Origin of the sequence: Janibacter limosus NBRC 16128 (assembly GCF_001570985.1) — a bacterium.
In the GTDB taxonomy this organism is placed as follows: domain Bacteria; phylum Actinomycetota; class Actinomycetes; order Actinomycetales; family Dermatophilaceae; genus Janibacter; species Janibacter limosus.
The window spans coordinates 1-15,471 of sequence record NZ_BCSS01000053.1 but is presented as its reverse complement, the minus strand read 5'-3'; the positions used below and the strand labels follow the sequence as shown (position 1 = coordinate 15,471).

14 protein-coding genes and 1 pseudogene are annotated in these 15,471 nt (G+C 69.8%); 14 read left to right on the top strand and 1 reads right to left on the bottom strand.

From position 1 onward, the window contains the following. Window positions 1–152: 152 nt before the first annotated feature. From hisC to JLI01S_RS14940, 14 genes are all read left to right on the top strand, one after another. Window positions 153–1,226, top strand: a complete 1,074-nt coding sequence (gene hisC, locus JLI01S_RS15000; protein ID WP_068266078.1) for a histidinol-phosphate transaminase — start codon at window positions 153–155, stop codon at window positions 1,224–1,226. 36 nt (window positions 1,227–1,262) lie between these two features. Next, the gene (locus tag JLI01S_RS14995) at window positions 1,263–1,661 is read left to right on the top strand and encodes a phage holin family protein (protein ID WP_068266077.1); all 399 of its coding nucleotides are present in this window, start codon (window positions 1,263–1,265) and stop codon (window positions 1,659–1,661) included. Between the two features lie 122 nt (window positions 1,662–1,783). Next, window positions 1,784–3,559: a substrate-binding domain-containing protein gene (locus JLI01S_RS14990; protein ID WP_068266076.1), complete on the top strand. Its 1,776-nt coding sequence runs from the start codon at window positions 1,784–1,786 to the stop codon at window positions 3,557–3,559. A 147-nt stretch (window positions 3,560–3,706) separates the two neighbouring features. Next, window positions 3,707–4,600, top strand: coding sequence for an ABC transporter substrate-binding protein (locus tag JLI01S_RS14985; protein WP_068266073.1), 894 nt, complete (start codon window positions 3,707–3,709; stop codon window positions 4,598–4,600). Further along, window positions 4,600–5,616, top strand: coding sequence for an amino acid ABC transporter permease (locus JLI01S_RS14980; protein ID WP_068266068.1), 1,017 nt, complete (start codon window positions 4,600–4,602; stop codon window positions 5,614–5,616). The genes JLI01S_RS14985 and JLI01S_RS14980 overlap by 1 nt, the downstream gene beginning before the upstream one ends. Window positions 5,617–5,621: 5 nt before the next feature. Next, window positions 5,622–6,434 carry an amino acid ABC transporter ATP-binding protein gene (locus JLI01S_RS14975; protein ID WP_068266064.1) on the top strand — a complete coding sequence of 271 codons (813 nt, stop codon included), beginning with the start codon at window positions 5,622–5,624 and terminating at the stop codon, window positions 6,432–6,434. A 71-nt stretch (window positions 6,435–6,505) separates the two neighbouring features. Continuing rightward, window positions 6,506–6,787 carry a mycothiol transferase gene (locus tag JLI01S_RS16785; protein ID WP_084349486.1) on the top strand — a complete coding sequence of 94 codons (282 nt, stop codon included), beginning with the start codon at window positions 6,506–6,508 and terminating at the stop codon, window positions 6,785–6,787. A gap of 111 nt (window positions 6,788–6,898) precedes the next feature. Next, window positions 6,899–8,170 carry an MFS transporter gene (locus JLI01S_RS14970; RefSeq protein ID WP_068266063.1) on the top strand — a complete coding sequence of 424 codons (1,272 nt, stop codon included), beginning with the start codon at window positions 6,899–6,901 and terminating at the stop codon, window positions 8,168–8,170. Between the two features lie 86 nt (window positions 8,171–8,256). Beyond that, window positions 8,257–9,696: a cytochrome ubiquinol oxidase subunit I gene (locus JLI01S_RS14965; protein WP_068266062.1), complete on the top strand. Its 1,440-nt coding sequence runs from the start codon at window positions 8,257–8,259 to the stop codon at window positions 9,694–9,696. Between the two features lie 15 nt (window positions 9,697–9,711). Next, a complete protein-coding gene (gene cydB / locus JLI01S_RS14960) occupies window positions 9,712–10,770 on the top strand; it encodes a cytochrome d ubiquinol oxidase subunit II (protein ID WP_068266061.1) in 1,059 nt (352 codons plus the stop codon). Window positions 10,771–10,772: 2 nt separating this feature from the next. Further along, complete coding sequence (gene cydD, locus JLI01S_RS14955) at window positions 10,773–12,359, top strand: thiol reductant ABC exporter subunit CydD (protein ID WP_068266059.1); 1,587 nt, start codon at window positions 10,773–10,775, stop codon at window positions 12,357–12,359. Next, on the top strand, window positions 12,356–14,008 hold the full coding sequence (gene cydC, locus JLI01S_RS14950; protein WP_068266058.1) for a thiol reductant ABC exporter subunit CydC: 1,653 nt from the start codon (window positions 12,356–12,358) through the stop codon (window positions 14,006–14,008). Before cydD ends, cydC begins: the two co-directional genes overlap by 4 nt. Then, window positions 13,983–14,411, top strand: coding sequence for a BlaI/MecI/CopY family transcriptional regulator (locus tag JLI01S_RS14945; RefSeq protein WP_084349485.1), 429 nt, complete (start codon window positions 13,983–13,985; stop codon window positions 14,409–14,411). The genes cydC and JLI01S_RS14945 overlap by 26 nt, the downstream gene beginning before the upstream one ends. Continuing rightward, window positions 14,408–15,259 carry a M56 family metallopeptidase gene (locus JLI01S_RS14940; RefSeq protein ID WP_068266056.1) on the top strand — a complete coding sequence of 284 codons (852 nt, stop codon included), beginning with the start codon at window positions 14,408–14,410 and terminating at the stop codon, window positions 15,257–15,259. Before JLI01S_RS14945 ends, JLI01S_RS14940 begins: the two co-directional genes overlap by 4 nt. Before the next feature lie 19 nt (window positions 15,260–15,278). Here JLI01S_RS14940 and JLI01S_RS17395 read toward each other — a convergent pair. Next, a pseudogene (locus tag JLI01S_RS17395) lies at window positions 15,279–15,471 on the bottom strand (hypothetical protein); the annotation flags it as partial.

The window sequence follows — 15,471 nt, the reverse complement described above, 5'->3', positions numbered from 1 at the left end:
ACGCCTCGATCGGCTGCGGCGGGCTTGTGACCCGAGCCACAGTTCATTGGCGTAGCCAACCTAGCGTCTCAGTTGGTGGACGCCCAAACCGGGCGTCAGCATCGCCGGGAGCGAGGTCACGAGGCCGACGGGGTGGCGTTAAGGTGCGGCGCATGGACACCCCGCGGCTGCGCTCCGCCCTTGACCAGGTCCCGGCCTACGTGGCGGGCAAGCCGCCGGCTCCCCGGGAGGGGCTGCAGGTGTACAAGGTCTCGTCCAACGAAAACCCGCACCCTCCGCTCCCATCGGTCCTCGAGGTCATCCGCGAGGCGGCGGGTCAGGTCAATCGGTACCCCGACATGGGCGTGACGGCGCTGACGGACGCACTCGCCGAGTACCTGGCGGTGCCTCGTGAGCAGATCGCCACCGGCACCGGCTCGGTCGGCGTGCTCGCGCAGATCATCCAGTCGACCTGCGACCCGGGTGACGAGGTCGTCTACGCGTGGCGTTCCTTCGAGGCCTACCCGATCGTCGTCGCGATCGCCGGTGCGACGTCCGTGCAGGTGCCGCTCACCGCGGACCACCGGCACGACCTCGACGCGATGGCCGAGGCGATCACCGAGCGCACCCGCGTGGTCCTGGTGTGCACGCCCAACAACCCGACCGGGCCCTCCGTCCAGCACACCGAGCTCGAGGCCTTCATCGCCAAGGTGCCCAAGGACGTGCTCGTCGTCGTCGACGAGGCCTACCTGGAGTTCGTCGAGGGCGAAGGGGAGGTCGACGGGCTCTCCCTGCGCCGCCAGCACGACAACGTCATGCTGCTGCGCACCTTTTCCAAGGCCTACGGGTTGGCCGGACTGCGCGTCGGTTACGCCGTCGCCCCGGAGCCGGTGGCCGAGGCCCTGCGCAAGACGGCGACCCCCTTCGGCGTCAACCTCGTCGCGCAGGCGGCGGCCATCGCCTCCCTCGAGGCCAAGGACGAGCTCGACGTGCGGGTCAAGGGAATCGTGGCCGAGCGCGCGCGGGTCCTCGAGGCGCTGCGGGAGGCCGGCTGGGAGATGACCGACAGCCAAGCCAACTTCGTGTGGTTCCCGCTCGGCGAGCGCACCGGCGACTTCGTCGCAGCCTGTTCCGAGGCCGGCCTGTCGGTGCGTCCCTACGGCACCGACGGCGTCCGAGTCACCATCGGTGAGACCGAGGCCAACGACCGGCTGATCGACGTGGCGCGGGAGTTCGTGCGCGCCTGACCAACGGCTCGCCCCACCGGCTGACATGCTGGGACCATGACGAACTTCCTGATCCGTACCGGAGTCAACGCCGTCGCCCTGTGGGTGGCCGCGTGGCTCATCGACGGCATCGTCCTGGCCGAGGACGACACGACCTTCGCCTCGAAGTTCGCGACCGTCGTCCTCGTGGCGCTGATCTTCGGCGTGGTCAACGCGATCGTGAAGCCCATCGCCAAGGTGCTCGCCTTCCCCGCGATCGTGCTGACGCTCGGGCTGTTCACCTTCGTCGTCAATGCCTTCCTCCTGCAGATCACCGAGTGGATCTCCGGGCCGCTCGGCCTGAGCTTCGAGATCACCGAGTTCTGGTGGGACGCCGTCATCGGCGCCCTGGTCATCACGATCGTCTCGATGGTCCTCAACTGGGTCCTGCCCGAAAAGGAAGACCTCGACCGCTGAGGCCCTCGTCGTCGGGTGACGATCAGCACAGGTCCGGGACATCGTCTCGGACCTGTGGTCATCATGTGGGTCATACTTGACCGGCCGGTAACGAGGGTGTGCCGGTGACGAAGGAGTGCACGATGAGTGGCGACGGCCGCCCCACCAGGCGACACGACCTCTGGGACGACGAGGAGCCCACGGGCTCGGAGTCGACGGCACCCCAGGAACCCACCCCACCCGAGGCGAAGGGGGGTGCCCCCGAGGCGGACGCCAGGACGCGCCGCTCCCGTCGCGACAGCGACGATGACGAGGCGAAGAAGCGCCCGGCATGGCTCATCCCCCTCGCCGCGGTCCTCGCGCTCGCCCTGTGCGGCGGTGGCGCCTTCGCCGCCCTGGGCGGCAGCGACGCCACTGACTCGGCCTGCGGCGGCACGGCGATCACGGTCGCCGCGACCCCCGAGATCGCTGGCCCCCTCGAGGAGGCCCTGGCCAAGGTCAAGGACGAGGACGAGTGCGCGGAGTTCGACGTCACCTCGACCTCCGCCGCGGACGCCGCGCGCGGCATCAACGACGGCCAGGCACCCGACGTGTGGATCCCTGACAGCTCCACGTGGATCGACGCGATCGACCCGAGCAAGACCAAGGGCCAGTGGATCCAGGGGCAGTCCATCGCCGTCTCGCCGGTCGTCCTCGCCAGCGGCGCCGACCAGGCCAAGAAGGTCACGAAGTTCCAGTCCTGGGGCACCCTGCTCAACCAGGACGGTGGCCTGCGGATGGCCAACCCGGACTCCGACACGGCCAGCCGCCTGGCCTTCCACGCCAGCCGCATCGGCCAACCCGACCGCATCGGTCTGGAGACGGGCGAGCGGCTGATCTTCATGTCGCGCTTCGCCGCTCCCTCGCTCAACAAGCTCTTCGCCGACTACACCGCGGACCAGAAGAAGACCCAGCCCTTCCCCGCGTCCGAGCAGCAGATCGCGCAGTACAACAAGGACAACCCGGACGTCACCCCCCTTCGCGCCGTGATGCCGGCCAAGGGGACCCTGTCGCTGGACTACCCGTGGATCATGAACCCCGAGCTGAGCGGCGATGTCCTCAAGACCGCCGACAGCGCCCGGACCGAGCTCGGCACCCTCGAGATGCGTGACGCGCTGACCACGGCGGGCTTCCGCACCTCCAACGGCTCCGGCGGGCCGGAGGTGGCTGGTGAGCCGGCCCCCGAGCTGGTCGAGATGGAGCCCCTCGACCGCAACGAGCGCGTCGCCGCCGTCGACCAGTGGGACAAGATGCGCACCGACATGCGCATGCTCGCGGTCATCGATGCCTCCGGGTCGATGGAATTTGCCAGCCCCACCGCGGGGATGACCCGCTGGGATGTCACCAAGGGCTCGCTCTCCAAGGGCGCGAGCATCCTGCCGGCCGGCAGCCAGGTCGGCGCGTGGATCTTCAGCACCGACCAGTCCAAGGGGCGCGACTACCGCGAGCTGTCCCCCGTCAAGCGCCTGGACTCCAAGGACGGGTCGGGCTCCCACCGCGAGCGTCTGCTCAAGCTCATCGAGGACGGCGACAAGTACCTCGGCGGCGACACCGGCCTCTACGACTCGATCTGGGCGGCCCACCAGAAGATGGTCAAGGAGTACGACGCCGACTACGTCAACTCCATCGTCGTCTTCACCGACGGCGAGAACGACGACCCGAACGGCGGCCTGAGCCTCAACCAGCTGCTGCAGAAGCTCGACGACGCCTATGACCCCAAGAAGCCGGTGCGCATCATCACCATCGGCATGGGTGAGGCCGATCCGACCGCCCTGCAAAAGATCTCCGACGAGTCCGGCGGCACGAGCTACATCGCCGAGACCCCCGACGACATCGAGCGGGTCTTCGTGCAGGCGCTGCTGGCGCGCAGCGGGCGCTGACCGACCTCCTCAGGGACCGATGGGGCCGCGACCGTCACGATGTCGTGACGGTCGCGGCCGGGTCTCCCCACCCCGGCCCGCGCGGTGGCACGATGTCGCGCACCGGGCACGCATCCAGTGCCCCATCGTGTACCTGGAGGATCTCCCATGCGCCGTGCCCACGTCGCTCTTTTCGCCACGCTCGCCGTGAGCGTGAGTGCCCTGTCCGCTTGTGGTTCCGACTCCCTGGAGGGGAGCGGTTCCGACGGTAGCGACTCCCCCACCGCCGCGGCCGAGGTCACGGTCGATGACACGGTCGCCAAGCTCGTCCCCGAGGACATCAAGAGCAAGGGCACGCTCAGCATCGGCTCGGACGCCTCCTACGCACCCAACGAGTTCCTCGGTGACGACGGCAAGACCGTCGAGGGCATGGACGTCGACCTCTTCACCGCCGCCGCGGCCAAGATGGGCCTGAAGACCGAGTGGAACAACGCCCCCTTCGACGGCCTGATCCTCGGCGTCTCATCCGACAAGTACGACGTCGGCGTCAGCTCGTTCACGATCAACGACGAGCGCAAGAAGAAGGTCAGCATGATCAGCTACTTCGACGCGGGCACCCAGTGGGTCACGACGAAGGGCAACCCGGGCAAGGTCGACCCCAAGGACCCGTGCGGCAAGACGGTCGGCGTGCAGAAGGGGACGGTCCAGCTCGACGAGCTGACCGCGCTCAACAAGAAGTGCGACCAGAAGATCAAGATCGTCGTCGAGGGTGAGCAGGCCAAGGTCACCGCGAGCCTCGTCTCGGGCAAGACCGAGGCCATGGCCGCCGACTCACCGATCAGCCTCTACGCCGTCAAGCAGCAGGGCGAGGAGCTCGAGGCCCTCGGCGACATCTACGACTCCGCCCCCTACGGCATCATCGTCCCCAAGGACCAGACCGAGTTCGGCGAGGCCATCGCCGCCGCCTTCAAGAGCATGAAGGAGGACGGCAGCTACGACGCCATCCTCAAGAACTGGGGCAACGAGTCGGGCGGCATCGACGACTTCGCGGTCAACCCCTGATGACCTCCGACAGCGGCGCGGCGGTCCCCCCTTCGTCCATCGAAGGGGGGACCGCCCCCGTGCGCGACGACGCGGGCCCCATCAACGCTGTCCCGGTGCGTCACCCGGGTCGTTGGGTCGCGCTGGTCGTCATCGCGGTCTTCTTCGCGATGATCGTCTCCAGCTTCGTCACCAACGACCGCTGGGACTGGCCCTTCGCCTTCCAGGTGATGAACTACAGCCCCGTCCTCGAGGGCCTGCTCAAGGGCACCATCCTCGCGACGATCGGGTCGATGATCATCGGTGTCTCGCTCGGTGTCGTCGTCGGTGTCATGCGGCTGTCGTCCAACCCGGTGCTGAAGTTCGTCGGGTTCCTCTACACCTGGTTCTTCCGCGGGATCCCACGCCTGGTGCTCGTCGTCCTCTTCGGCACCGGCATCGGCTACCTGTACCCGGAGTTCAACATCGGGCCCTTCCCCTTCAGCCAGCAGCTGGCCGGATGGCTCGGACTCAGCAGCGACCTGACGCTCTTCACCTTCAACGTCAACCAGATCAGCAGCACGCTGATCTGGGGCATCATCGCGATGGGACTGTCCGAGGCGGCCTACATGGCCGAGATCGCACGGGCGGGCATCATGTCGGTCGACGAGGGCCAACGTGAGGCCGCCTCGGCGCTGGGCATGAAGCCGAGCCTGTCGATGCGCCGGGTCATCCTGCCGCAGGCGATGCGGGTCATCATCCCGCCCACCGGCAACGAGACGATCGCGATGCTCAAGGACACCTCGCTCCTCATGGCACTGCCGCTGAGCACCGAGCTGTTCTTTCAAGCCCAGGCCATCGGCAACCGGACACTGAAGATCATGCCGACGCTCATGGCGGCCTGCATGTGGTATCTCGTCATCACCTCGGTGCTCATGGTCGGGCAGTACTTCCTCGAGCGGCACTTCGGGCGCGGCTACGGCAACACGTCCGTGCAGTCCAAGACCGACACCACGAAGACCCGCCTGATGGGTCTGACGATCGGAGGCGGCAAGTGAGCGACATGCCACTCGTCCACGCCGTGCAGGTCCGCAAGTCCTACGGCAGCAACGAGGTGCTCAAGGGCATCGACATGGATGTCGCCGCCGGTGAGGTCGTCTGCCTGCTCGGGCCGTCAGGCTCGGGCAAGACGACCTTCCTGCGCTGCATCAACCAGCTCGAGGACATCCAGGCCGGCCGGATCTGGGTCGACGGTGACCTCATGGGCTACCGCGACCAGGGGACCCCGGGGGCGTCGAAGCTGCACCGCCTGAAGGACAAGGAGATCGCGGCCCAGCGCCGCGAGATCGGCATGGTCTTCCAGCGGTTCAACCTCTTCCCCCACATGACCGCCCGCGAAAATGTCATGGAGGCACCGATCAAGGTGCAGGGCCGCCGCAAGGCCGAGGTCCGCGCCGAGGCCGACACCCTGCTCGACAAGGTCGGCCTGGGCGACAAGGCCAACGCCTACCCCAACCAGCTCTCCGGCGGTCAGCAGCAGCGGGTCGCCATCGCCCGGGCGCTGGCGATGAAGCCCAAGCTGATGCTCTTCGACGAGCCGACCTCCGCGCTCGACCCGGAGCTCGTCGGTGAGGTCCTCGAGGTCATGCGCGACCTCGCCGGCCAAGGCATGACGATGATCGTCGTGACCCACGAGATGGCCTTCGCGCGCGATGTCGCCGACCGGGTCGTCTTCATGGACGGCGGCGTCGTCGTCGAGCAGGGCGTACCCAAGGACGTGATCAACAACCCGCAGCACGCGCGGACCCGGGACTTCCTCAAGCGGCTGCGGTCCGAGCACGAAAAGGTGGCCGAAGCTGTCGCCGAACTGATCTGAGCCGCAGCCTGAGGCCATCCGACAGATGGTTGTGTGTTGAACCGGTAGTCCCGGGTGCCGGCGATCCGCACATGGCCTCGCCGGCTCCCAGAACTCCCTGTTCAACACACAACCATTCGCTGACCGGTGACCAGCTCGCGAGGCGGGCGGTCCCCCCTTCGTCCCTGAGCCTGGCGGGGGTGGTGCGCCACCTCACCGAGGTCGAGGCCCACTGGTTGCGGACCGAGCTGCTCGGCGAGGGCGTGGCCGACCGCTGGTCGACGAAGGGAGATCCCGACGGTCCGGTGGCCGGCCGCCACCTCGGCCACATGGACCTGCTGCGTGAGGCGGTCGACGGGCGCACGGGGTACTGAGCCGGGACGTCAGGTGACGGGACACATGGTTCTGTGAGGAGTGCCCCTTCGAGACGGTTGCTTCGCAACCTCCTCAGGGAGCGTAGGCAGCGTGGAGCGTAGGGTGACGCGGTGCGTCGCCTCCGGGGCCTGCTGGCCGACACCCGCCCCCTCAAGGTCCCCGCGTACCGCCGCCTCTTCACGGCCCAGATCGTCACGGTCATCGGGGCGCAGCTGACGGTCGTCACCGTCCCCGCGCAGATCTACTCGATGACCGGGTCGAGCGCCTATGTGGGGCTGACCGGCCTCTTCGGGCTCGTGCCGCTGGTGATCTTCGGGCTCTACGGCGGGTCGCTGGCCGACCACTTCGACCGGCGACGGCTCCTGACCTTCACGACGTGGGGCCTGATCCTCACCTCGGCGGTCTTCTTCGTCCAGGCGGCCCTCGGCAACACCAATGTCTGGCTGCTGCTGTCGATCTTCTCCATGCAGCAGGCCTTCTTCGGGGTCAATCAGCCGACCCGCTCGGCCGTCCTCCCGCGGATCGTGCCGGCCGAGCTGCTGCCCGCGGCCAACACGCTCAACATGACGGTCTTCACCGGTGGCGCGATCGCCGGACCGCTGGTGGGCGGTGCGCTCATCCCGGTCCTCGGGTTCTCGTGGCTCTATCTCGTCGATACCCTCTTCCTCTTTGCCACGCTCTGGGCGGTCATCTCCCTTCCTCCACTGCCGGTCAAGGTCATCGCCGGGTCCTCCCCCGGCCTGCGCTCGGTCATCGACGGCTTCGTCTATCTGGCGACCCAGCCGGTGCTGCTCATGTCCTTCGTCGTCGACCTCATCGCGATGATCTTCGGCATGCCACGCGCGCTCATCCCCGAGATGGCGCACGTCGACTTCGGCGGACCGGCCGAGGGCGGTCTGGCCTTCGCCCTGCTCTTCGCGGCCATGCCGATCGGCGCCTTCCTCGGCGGGGTGATGTCCGGGTGGGTCTCGCGGGTGGAGCGCCAAGGCCTCGCGGTCACGGCAGCGATCCTCGTCTGGGGCGGCGCGATCGCCGGCTTCGGTGTCGCGGTCGCCCTCGCGGACGGCCTCGTCGTGCCGTGGCTCGGCATCGCGTGCGCTTTCTTCGCCATCGGCGGTGCCGCCGACACCGCATCGGCGGCCTTCCGCTCGACGATGCTGCAGACCTCGGCGACCGACGCGATGCGTGGCCGCCTCCAAGGCGTCTTCATCGTCATCGTCGCTGGCGGACCGCGCGTGGCCGATGTGCTCCACGGGCTGGTCGCCGGCGAGCTCGGCACCGCGGCCACCACCATCGGTGGTGGCGTCCTGGTCATCGTGCTGACGCTCGTCGCGACCGCCGTCAGCCCGGCCTTCGTGCGGTACCGGGTCCCCCGCGCCTGACCGACGGTTCATCCACGTTTGCTGCCCCGCCCCAACCCGAGTAGCGTCTACGACGTTATGTAGTACTAGACGTCGTAGGAGAACCCGTGGACGTGCTCGACCTCGCCCGGTGGCAGTTCGCGATCACCACCGTGTACCACTTCTTCTTCGTGCCGATCACGATCGGGTTGTCGGCCATCGTTGCCTGGTACCACTCGCGATGGATCCGCACGCGCAACGAAGAGCACCTGCGGATGGCGAAGTTCCTCGGCAAGCTCTTCACGATCAACTTCGCGCTCGGGCTCGTCACGGGCATCGTCCAGGAGTTCCAGTTCGGGATGAACTGGTCGACCTACTCCCGCTTCGTCGGCGACATCTTCGGCGCACCCCTGGCCCTCGAGGCGCTGCTCGCCTTCTTCCTCGAGTCGACCTTCCTCGGCCTGTGGATCTTCGGCTGGGGCCGCATCCCCGAGCGACTGCACGCGGCGACGATGTGGATCGTGCACATCGGGACGGTGCTGTCCGCGTACTTCATTCTCGCCGCCAACTCCTTCATGCAGCACCCCGTCGGCTACCGGATCAACGAGACGACGGGTCGCGCCGAGATGGCCGACTTCTGGGCCGTGCTCACCAACCCCGTCCAGCTCGTCGCCTTCCCCCACGTCATCACCGCCTGCTACCTCGTCGGCGGCGCGCTCGTCATGGCCGTCGGGCTGCACAAGCTCCGCCAGAACCAGACGAAGGGGGGTCCCTCCGCCGATCGCAGGATGTACCGCCACGCAGCCCGGCTGGGTGCCGTCGTCGTCCTCGTCGCCGGGATGGGTGTCGCCATCAGCGGCGACCTGCAGGGCAAGGTCATGACCGAGGTCCAGCCGATGAAGATGGCTGCGGCAGAGGCCCTGTACGACACACCGCCCGCCGGTGAGTGCGCTCCCTTCTCCGTCCTGACCGTCGCCGGGCTCGGTGGGGAGGACCCCAAGCACGTGATCGAGATCCCCTGCCTGCTCTCCTTCCTGGGCACCGGCAGCTTCGACGGTCAGGTGCGCGGCATCGCCGACCTCGAGGCGGAGTACCGCGCGAGCTTCGGTGACGACGAGCTGACACAGGCCAACACCTATGTCCCGCCGATCGCGATGACCTACTGGAACTTCCGTCTGATGATGGCTACGGGCTTCTTCGCCATGGCCGTCGGCGCGTGGGTGCTGTGGGCGACCCGCAAGGACCGGATCCCCATGCAGCGGTGGGTCTTCGGGATCATCGTGCTCACCCCGATCGCGACCGTGCTCGGCCACAGCTTCGGCTGGATCTTCACCGAGGTCGGCCGCCAGCCCTGGGTCGTCTTCGGCGAGATGGCGACGCACACCGCGGTCTCCCCGAGCGTCGGGACCGCTGACGTGTGGACCTCGATGCTCGTCTTCACGGCCCTCTACGGCGGGCTCGCCGTCGTCGAGGTCCGCCTCCTGCTCGACTACATCCGCCGCGGCGCCGAACCCTTCGAGGCCCCGCGCCTCGTCGAGGACGACCAGCCGCTCGAGTTCTCGTACTGACCGGGGAGCACTGACATGGATCTCATCACCGTCTGGTTCGTCCTGCTGGCCGTCCTGTGGACCGGCTACCTCGTCCTCGAGGGCTTTGACTTCGGCGTCGGCATGCTGCTGCCGGTCCTCGAGGGCAAGGGCACCGAGCGCGAGCGCGACACCAAGCGCCGCACGATGCTCACGACGATTGGCCCGCACTGGGACGGCAACGAGGTGTGGCTGCTGACCGCGGGTGGCGCGACCTTCGCCGCCTTCCCCCACTGGTACGCCACGATGTTCTCCGGCATGTACCTCGCGCTGCTGCTCCTGCTCGTGACGCTCATCCTGCGCAACATGGGGCTGGAGTACCGGCACAAGCGCACCGACCGGGAGTGGGTGCGGCGCTGGGACCTGGCGATCGTCGGCGGGTCCTTCATCGCCCCCTTCCTCGTGGGGGTCGCGCTGACCAACCTCGTCGCCGGCCTGCCGATGACCGAGCACACCATGGGCACGACGAAGTACACCGAGTTCGACGGGTCGCTCCTCAGCCTGCTCACGCCGGTCGCGCTGCTCGGCGGGCTCACCGTCACCGTTCTGTGCGTCGCCCACGGCGCGCACTTCCTCGCGCTGAAGACCACCGGTGAGATCCGCGAGCAGGCCCGTGGCATCGCGACCAGGGCCGGTCTCGGCTCCGCGGTGCTCGCCGTGGTCCTCTTCGCCGCGCTCGGGGCGCAACGCGGCACGACCGCCGCGTGGGTGGTCATGGCCGTCGCCGCGGTCGCCCTCCTCGCCGCGATCGCCGCCAATGCGAAGGGAGCGGAGGGCTGGGCCTTCGCCGGCACCTCCGCGACGCTCGGCCTGACGGTCGTCAGCTACTTCGTGATGCTCTCGCCCAATGCCATCAACGGTCGCGGGGACAGCGCGGACCTCACCCTCGCCGCCGCGGCCAGCTCGCCGATGACCCTGACGATCATGACGTGGGCTGCGGTGGTCTTCACCCCGATCATGCTCGGGTACACGGTCTGGAGCTACTGGATCTTCCGCCGTCGCCTGTCGGTCGATCACCTGCCGCAGCAGCACGCGGTCGCGACGGAAGCGCACTGACGATGAAGCCCTTCGACCCGCGCATCCTGCGGGTGGTCCCGGCCACCCGCGGGCCGGTTGCTGCCCTCGCGGGCATCGGTGTGGCGCAAGGGATCGCGACGATCGGGACCGCCTTCGCCCTGGCCCTCCTCGTCGTGTCCGTGGTGCGTGGTCAGGACCTGGTCGCGCCGATGGTGTGGACGGGTGGGCTCTTCGTGGTCCGCGCCCTGCTCGGAGCCGCCTCGGAGAGCATCGCCGCCCGCGCCGGCACGGTCGTGGCAACCCACCTGCGCGAGCAGCTCCTGCACGTCTGGTCGCACCGCACGACACCGCCCTCTCGCGACAGGGCGCTCACCCTCGCGACCCAGGGCACCAGCGCGATCGAGCCCTACATCGCCAAGTACCTGCCCGCGCTCGTCGCGGCCGCTGTCGTCCCGCCGCTGGCCATCGTCTGCCTCCTCGTCGTGGACTGGCCCAGCGCCCTCGTGGTGATCCTCACGGTCCCGCTCCTGCCGCTCTTCGCCGCGCTCATCGGGGCGACGACGCAAGAGGACACGGAGCGGCGGTGGGGCTCCCTGCGGGATCTGTCGGGTCACTTCCTCGACGTCATGCGGGGCCTGCCGACGCTCGTCAACTATGGCCGGGCCGAGCGTCAGGTCGAGGTGATCGGCGAGGTCAGTCAGCGTCACCGCCGGGCGACGATGCGCACGCTGCGGCTGGCCTTCATGTCCGCGGCGGCGCTCGAGCTGCTGGCGACGATCTCGGTCGCGATCGTCGCCGTCGTCGTCGGCCTGCGCCTGACCACCGGGTCGATGGACCTGCTCGTCGGCCTCACCGCGATCCTGCTCGCCCCCGAGGCGTACTGGCCGATCCGTCGGGTGGGCACCGAATTCCACTCCGCCGCCGACGGAGCCGCCGCCCTCGACGAGATCCTGGCCGAGCTCGAGTCGCACGACGTCGAGGACACGCGGACGAAGGGGGACGCCCCCTTCGCCCTGCCCGGCACCGTCACGCTCGCCGGGGTCGACTACACCTACCCCGGCACCGAGCGGACGGTCCTCGAGGGCATCGACCTCGTGGCCGGCCCCGGGCTGACCGTGGTCACCGGACCGTCCGGGTGCGGCAAGACCACCCTGCTCGAGGTCATCGCCGGCATCCGGCGACCCGACCGCGGAGAGGTCAGCGCACCCGAGGTGCACCTGGTGACGCAACGGCCCTTCCTCGGTGCCGGCACCCTGCGCGCCAACCTGACGATCGCCGGCCCGGTCGAGTCCACCGATGTCTGGCAGGCGCTGGGCGAGGTCGGGCTCGTCGAGGCCATCACCGCGCTCCCGCGGGGCGTCGACAGCCCGCTCGGCGATGACGGCTTCGGCCTGTCGGCCGGTCAGCGTGCCCGGCTCGTCCTCGCCCGGGCGTTGCTCTCCCCGGCGCCCGTGGTGCTGCTGGACGAGCCGACCGCCCACGTCGACCCGGAGTCGGCGGCCACGATCGGAGACGTCATCACCCGCCTCGCCGCCACCCGCACGGTCATCGCGGTCAGCCACCAGCCCGACCTCGTGGCCCGGGAGGACCACCATGTCCACCTCGGTCAGCCGGCGGTGACCCGATGAGTCGCCTCACCCCACTGCGCCTCTCCCGGGGCCTCCTCGCCGCTGGTCTCCTCGGCGGGATCGCCACTGCGTCGGGCATCGCCCTGACGACGACGTCCGGGTGGCTCATCGTCCGCGCCGACCAGCGCCCGCAGATCATGCTGCTGCTGACGACGATCGTCGCGGTGCGCACCTTTGGCCTCGCCCGCCCTGTCTTTCGCTACTGGGAGCGACTGCGCAGCCACGACGTCGCCCTGCGTGACCTCGCCGAGCGCCGCACGCAGACCTACGCCGCACTCATCCCCCTCACCCCGGCACGGCTCGGCTCCCGAGGTCGCGCCGACCTGCTGACCGGAGTCGTCGACGACCTGACCGATGTCGTCGAGGCGTCCGTGCGGGTCACCGTCCCCGCGGTCGGTGCGCTCCTCGCCGGCCTCACCGCCGCAGCGCTCACCACGCTGGTCGACCCGCGGATCGCTCTCGTGATCACCGGGATGCTCGTCGCCACCGCGCTGGTCGCGGCACTCGCCGACCGTCTCGAGTCGCGCGCCCAGACCAAGGTCCTCGCGGCCAGGGCCGAGGTCGCTCGCGTCGCACAGCTCAGTGCCGACCATGCCGACGAGCTGCGCTCCATCGGTGGCACCGCGACTGCCGCCGAGTGGCTGGGCGCCGCCCACGACACCCTGCACGCCACCGTCACCCACCAGGCGCGCGGCCGGTCCCTGTCTGCCGCAGCGGTGCTCGTCATCACCGGCATCGGAGCTCTCGTCTCGGCCGTCCTCGCCGCCACCTCCGGGGCGAGCACCCCCGTCATGGCGCTGCTCGTCCTCGTCCCCGTCGCGACCGGCGAGGCCCTCGGTGTCCTCACCGACGCCACCCGGGCCCTCGCCCGCGCCCGCGCCTGCCAGCAGCGACTCGACGAGCTGCTCGGCCAGGAGCCGGTGGTGGCCGACCGAGAGGGCCGGCGCCACTCCCTTCGCCCCGGCGCCGTCCCGCGACTCGAGCTGCATGACCTCACCGCCGGGTGGCTTCCCGGCCGCACCGACCTCGGACCCCTCGACCTGACGATCGAGCCCGGCGCGCGGATCGCGATCACCGGCCCCAACGGCAGCGGCAAGTCGACCACCCTCGCCGTCCTCGCCCGTCACCTCGACCCGAGCACCGGCAGCTACTCGATCGACGGCGCAGATGTCACCGGCCTCGACCTGACCGAGGTCCGCGCCCTCTTCGCCATCGTCGACGATGAGCCGCACGTGCTTGCCGGCACGCTGCGTGCCAACCTGGCCCTCGCCGCACCGGACGCCGACGACGAGGTGCTGGTGGACTCCCTGCGCCGGGCCGGGTTGGGCTCGTGGTTCGTCGGCCTCGCGCACGGTCTCGACACTCGCCTCGGGACCGGCGGCCTGGGCATCTCGGGCGGCGAGCGCACCCGTCTGTCCATCGCCCGTGCCATCGCGAGCAGACGGCCGGTGATCCTCCTCGACGAGCCGGTCGCACACCTCGACCACCCGACCGCCGAGGCGGTCATCGCCGACCTGCTGCAGCACGCCGGCGACCGGTCGGTGATCATGGTGACCCATCACGGGATCGGCCTGGACAGGATGGACCGCGTCGTGACGATCAAGACCGAGGGAGTGAGCCACCGTGCCCAAGAGCGCATCGCTGGGTGACCTGGAGCAGGCCGTCATGGACGTGCTCTGGAGCGATGACACCGGCCGCGGGCTGACTGTGCGCGAGGTCTCCGGGCGGCTCACCGGTCGCGAGCTCGCCTACACGACCGTGATGACCGTGCTCTCCCGCCTCGAGACCAAGGGCGTGACCACCCGTGAACGCGATGGTCGCGCGTGGCGCTACCACCCGGCGTCCTCCCGTGAGTCGATGACCGCTCAGGCGATGCGCAGCCCGCTGCACGACCTGAGCAGCGCGGACCGGCAGGCCGCGATCCTGCACTTCCTCGCGGGCGCGAGCGCCGACGACCTCGACGCGGTGCGGGCGGCGATGGCCGAGGTGGAGGCGCAGGGGGACCGTCCCCGCCGTCGCCGTGGACGGGGTGCGGCAGACTCCGCAGGGTGATCGCCGCCCTGCTGCTGCTCTGTGCAGCAGCTCTCCTCAGCGTCCCGCACCTCCTCGTGCGGATCGAGCGGCTGCGCCGCAGCCCGCGCGCGGCGCTCTTCGTCTGGCAGGCTCTCTCGCTGTCGGCCGTCCTGTGCCTGCTGACCGCAGGCCCCATCGCCTGGTTGCGTCCCCGCCCCCTGCCGACCGTGCCCGAGGTCGCTGTCCTCGTCGTGGCGAGCGTCGCCTCGCTCGGTGTGCTCGTGCACCTGCTCACCAACGGCCACCACGTCGGCACGCGCATCCGGGCGGCCCGCGACGAGCACCGTCAGCTTGTCGACCTCGTCGGCCGGCACGAGGGCCAGCACACACGGGTACTGCCGTCGGAGCGCGTCTCCGCCTACTGCGTCCCCGGCGAGGGCTCCCGCCTGGTCATCACGGAGGCGGCGCTGACCGCCCTGCCCGGTGACCAGCTGGCGGCCGTCGTGGCGCACGAGGAAGCACACCTGCACGAGCGCCACGACCTCGTCCTCGAGTTCTTCACCGTCCTGCACACGGCGACCCCGAGGCTGCTGCGCACCGACAGGGCGCTGAGCGAGGTCGCGCTGCTCGTCGAGGTCCTCGCCGATCGCGCCGCCCGTGAGCAGGTCGGCGAGGTGGCACTCGGCCGCGCCATCGTCTCCCTCTCGGAGGCAGCAGCCGGCAGCGACCTGACACCGGGCGTCTCCGCCGGCGCAGGCGCCGCTGCGACCCGGATCCGGCTGCTCGTCGCCGACGACCCGGCTCCGTGGCAGACGCTCGTGCTCTATGTCGTGTGCACCGCGGCGCTCGTCGTGCCGCCGGCGCTCGTCGCACTGTCCGTGCCCTGACCACCAGCCGTCCCGGGGGCTACTCGTCGTCGCTGCGCACCGGCCGCCACCGGGCGGGGCCGGTGCTGTCCTGGCCCGGAGGCCCCCACGTGCCACCGATCGCCGGACCGGGGGGAGGCGGCGGCGGAGGAGGCGCGGTGAGTGGCTGGTTGAGGAAGTCACCGTGCCGACCGGCGCGCTCCGGCGGAGGCTGCGGGACCCCGTCGGACCCG

Excerpts from the sequence above, each read along its gene's own strand:
- hisC (WP_068266078.1), top strand. The coding sequence starts at position 153 with ATGGACACCCCGCGGCTGCGCTCCGCCCTTGACCAGGTCCCGGCCTAC.
- JLI01S_RS14995 (WP_068266077.1), top strand. The coding sequence starts at position 1,263 with ATGACGAACTTCCTGATCCGTACCGGAGTCAACGCCGTCGCCCTGTGG.
- JLI01S_RS14990 (WP_068266076.1), top strand. The coding sequence starts at position 1,784 with ATGAGTGGCGACGGCCGCCCCACCAGGCGACACGACCTCTGGGACGAC.
- JLI01S_RS14985 (WP_068266073.1), top strand. The coding sequence starts at position 3,707 with ATGCGCCGTGCCCACGTCGCTCTTTTCGCCACGCTCGCCGTGAGCGTG.
- JLI01S_RS14980 (WP_068266068.1), top strand. The coding sequence starts at position 4,600 with ATGACCTCCGACAGCGGCGCGGCGGTCCCCCCTTCGTCCATCGAAGGG.
- JLI01S_RS14975 (WP_068266064.1), top strand. The coding sequence starts at position 5,622 with ATGCCACTCGTCCACGCCGTGCAGGTCCGCAAGTCCTACGGCAGCAAC.
- JLI01S_RS16785 (WP_084349486.1), top strand. The coding sequence starts at position 6,506 with ATGGCCTCGCCGGCTCCCAGAACTCCCTGTTCAACACACAACCATTCG.
- cydB (WP_068266061.1), top strand. The coding sequence starts at position 9,712 with ATGGATCTCATCACCGTCTGGTTCGTCCTGCTGGCCGTCCTGTGGACC.
- cydD (WP_068266059.1), top strand. The coding sequence starts at position 10,773 with ATGAAGCCCTTCGACCCGCGCATCCTGCGGGTGGTCCCGGCCACCCGC.
- cydC (WP_068266058.1), top strand. The coding sequence starts at position 12,356 with ATGAGTCGCCTCACCCCACTGCGCCTCTCCCGGGGCCTCCTCGCCGCT.